Origin of the sequence: Burkholderia sp. Bp8998, from assembly GCF_003854235.1 — a bacterium.
Taxonomy (GTDB): Bacteria; Pseudomonadota; Gammaproteobacteria; order Burkholderiales; family Burkholderiaceae; genus Burkholderia.
Genome location: NZ_QTQF01000104.1, coordinates 1 through 2,782, shown reverse-complemented (window position 1 = coordinate 2,782; position 2,782 = coordinate 1). Strand labels below are relative to the sequence as shown.

General features: G+C 61.5%; 1 protein-coding gene, 3 tRNA genes and 1 rRNA gene. All 5 read left to right on the top strand.

Annotated features, from left to right (window positions below):
* The first annotated feature begins 14 nt into the window (after nt 1–14).
* Nucleotides 15–127 (top strand): 5S ribosomal RNA (gene rrf, locus DIE06_RS37490).
* 2,201 nt (nt 128–2,328) lie between these two features.
* Nucleotides 2,329–2,414, top strand: a tRNA-Tyr gene (locus tag DIE06_RS37485).
* Between the two features lie 43 nt (nt 2,415–2,457).
* A tRNA-Gly gene (locus DIE06_RS37480) sits at nt 2,458–2,531 on the top strand.
* 25 nt (nt 2,532–2,556) lie between these two features.
* Nucleotides 2,557–2,631 (top strand) — tRNA-Thr (locus tag DIE06_RS37475).
* A gap of 65 nt (nt 2,632–2,696) precedes the next feature.
* Nucleotides 2,697–2,782 (top strand): GTP-binding protein (locus DIE06_RS37470; RefSeq protein ID WP_033473206.1); only part of this gene is annotated, 86 nt, incomplete at its 3' end.

Below are 2,782 nucleotides of genomic sequence, written 5' to 3'. Positions count from 1 at the left end.
GACAACCCTCTTTGCCTGATGACCATAGCGAGTCGGTCCCACCCCTTCCCATCCCGAACAGGACCGTGAAACGACTCTACGCCGATGATAGTGCGGATTCCCGTGTGAAAGTAGGTAATCGTCAGGCTCCCTAAGCCAAGAACCCCCGCCCGTAAAGGCGGGGGTTTTTGCATTTGTGGCGCGGATTTTTCGTCGCTGGAAATTCACCGCGCGGGTCTAGATTTCGATGAGCGACGAGACCTGCGAAGCAAGCAAGCAGGCGCGGCGATGGTGAGCGCAGGCAGGCACCCGCATCATCATTCAATCCTGCCTGCGATCTCGACGGGCGTTGGCGCGGTCGTCGGTGGGCGGGCGGGACCAACGTGCGCTCCGCGCGCTGTGTCGTGAACGGAACCGGCATCTTCGCAGCCAGGGCGGCCAGCGATGCACTGCCCGCAGCGAGGAGACTGATCGGCACCGAATGGTTCGAGTCGACGGTGGCTGGCAGGTATATTCCGGTCCTCATTACGGAGGCGGCAGCATCGAACTTGCGCAGCGATGTCTACCACGACCATCCACTCTGTTGCCGCTGGCATCGAGCTCCATGCGGTTTCCATCCTGGGACCGACCGCTCGGCGGCAGCGAATCACTCTTCCGCACGGCGAAGTTTTCGTCCGCGTCTGGCCGCCGTCGGTGGCCGCTTCATGCTCGGAGTGATCTCGTTTCGGGGCCTTTCTCCCGTTATTTGCCTCTGCGAGCGCATCGCATGACAGGTCGAGTCGCGGTGCCTCGGGGATTCATCATCTCCGGCTATTTGCTGGCATGCCTCAGTCATTTCCGCCCAATGTCGCCAATTTTTCGAACGGCTCGGGTGCAATCGGCGCGTTTCGTGGCAAATCCGCGATGCCCTGGTCCGCGGGCGAGCCGGCTAGAGCATGCCTGTCAGCGTTTGAATGGACGACGCTTGGATCACCCAGTACCGAGCGCGTGATCGGGGCGAATTGGCGGAGCGTGCTTTTTGCCCTGATTCCCGGAGCAACACGAGCATCGCCGGGCAGCGACCGGCCGATGTCGACGAACTCGCGCTACATGTCGGCTTCCCTCCCTCCTGATCAGGATAGGACGGGCATGTGCACCGCGGTCAAAGCCGACGCAGGTATCTGCGCCCACTGAACGAGGTGCGCATCGTATCGACACGTCCGATGTCGCATGTACAGCGCAGCTTCGCCGCGATAGGACGTCCAGACGTTCATGTTGGTTCGGCTTGCGCGATGACCCGGTGCAACGCGCGCTGCACTGCTGCGACGGCTACGCGTAGCCGATGTGGCAGCCTGGCGCGGGCGCAGATCGTCGTGTCTCGGCGGCTGTAAGACGTCGAGGCAGGCCGGGTTGTCGGCGTCGTCCAGGGGGGGCGTTATCGTCGCTCCCGGCCGCGACAAGGGGCAACGCATCGTTCAGTGGCCACGCGCACTCGAGTGCTTCCCGGGGGGGGGCGGCGCTCGCGGGCGTTCCCTTTCCAGGTTGCCGGTGGTTGTGAAACAACCAGCGTCGACGGCCGGCTTTAACGTCTCGGTCTCGTGCGCCGCGCGAGCCGCAGCAGCCGCCCTTTCGCACCCCTCCGCACCCCTCCGGCGTAGCTCTCGAAAAGCGCTTGCTGTCGGACTGCCGCTACCCTTCCCGTGCAGCACCACGCTTTGCTGGTGTCATCCGCATGCGCCGCAGAAGAGGCGAAGATCAGCGCGAAGGCAAGAAGTAATGCCGCATTTCGCATGAGGTGGCAGCGGGGTGGCTTGATCGCGCGACGCCGGAGGGTGCTGCGCCTGCTTTCTGTCCGTGGGGGCGAAGGACGCGTCGACCGGAGGTGGCCCCTGTCCTGACGGTCAGATTTCGGTGTCTTAGCGGAGCCGGCGAGAACAGCTGCGCTCTACCCCGAATCCGGCTTCGGCATCGCGTGCAGGAAACCCCTGCGCTGAAGCCGGCCGTTCCTGGCCTTGCGGTGTGATGATGCGTCGCGATCAATCAACTTCAACCGGTCCGAGCTGTCGTTGGTGCCCCCGACAGATCGCTCCGGCATGGAAATTGCAAATTTTTTGCACCTACCCGCTTGGCATTATGCGCGGGAGGTCGTATGATGGCGGTCTTTCGTTTTTAGCGAAGATGCAAATCGACGCTGAAGACGGAGTCTGACGAAGATGTGGGCGCCGAATCGGCGAGCCCCTCGTGCTTGCCTCAGCCAGGCGAGTGCGGGTGTCGGGTGAGTCGCTAGGGCGCGCCGGAAGAGAATGAAAATAATCTTCTGGATGTGCTTGACAAGAGTGCGATGCACCACCATAATCGTCAGTTCTCTACGGAGGGGTGCCCGAGTGGCTAAAGGGGGCAGACTGTAAATCTGTTGGCTTACGCCTACGTTGGTTCGAATCCAACCTCCTCCACCAGAACATCAGCGCAGAGAGCGGTAGGGAATCGTTAGTGGCCCGTGCGGGTGTAGCTCAATGGTAGAGCAGAAGCCTTCCAAGCTTACGACGAGGGTTCGATTCCCTTCACCCGCTCCAGTCCATGTAGTTGAAGCGTAATAGCGCCCATGTGGCTCAGTGGTAGAGCACTCCCTTGGTAAGGGAGAGGTCGGCAGTTCGATCCTGCCCATGGGCACCAGCAGTAAAAAGTCAGTGTCTGTTTGCGCGCGGCGCAACCTGTGAAATTCCTTTTGGGAGTCGAAAATGGCCAAGGGTAAATTTGAGCGGACCAAGCCGCACGTCAACGTTGGTACGATTGGTCACGTTGACCACGGCAAGACGACGCTGAC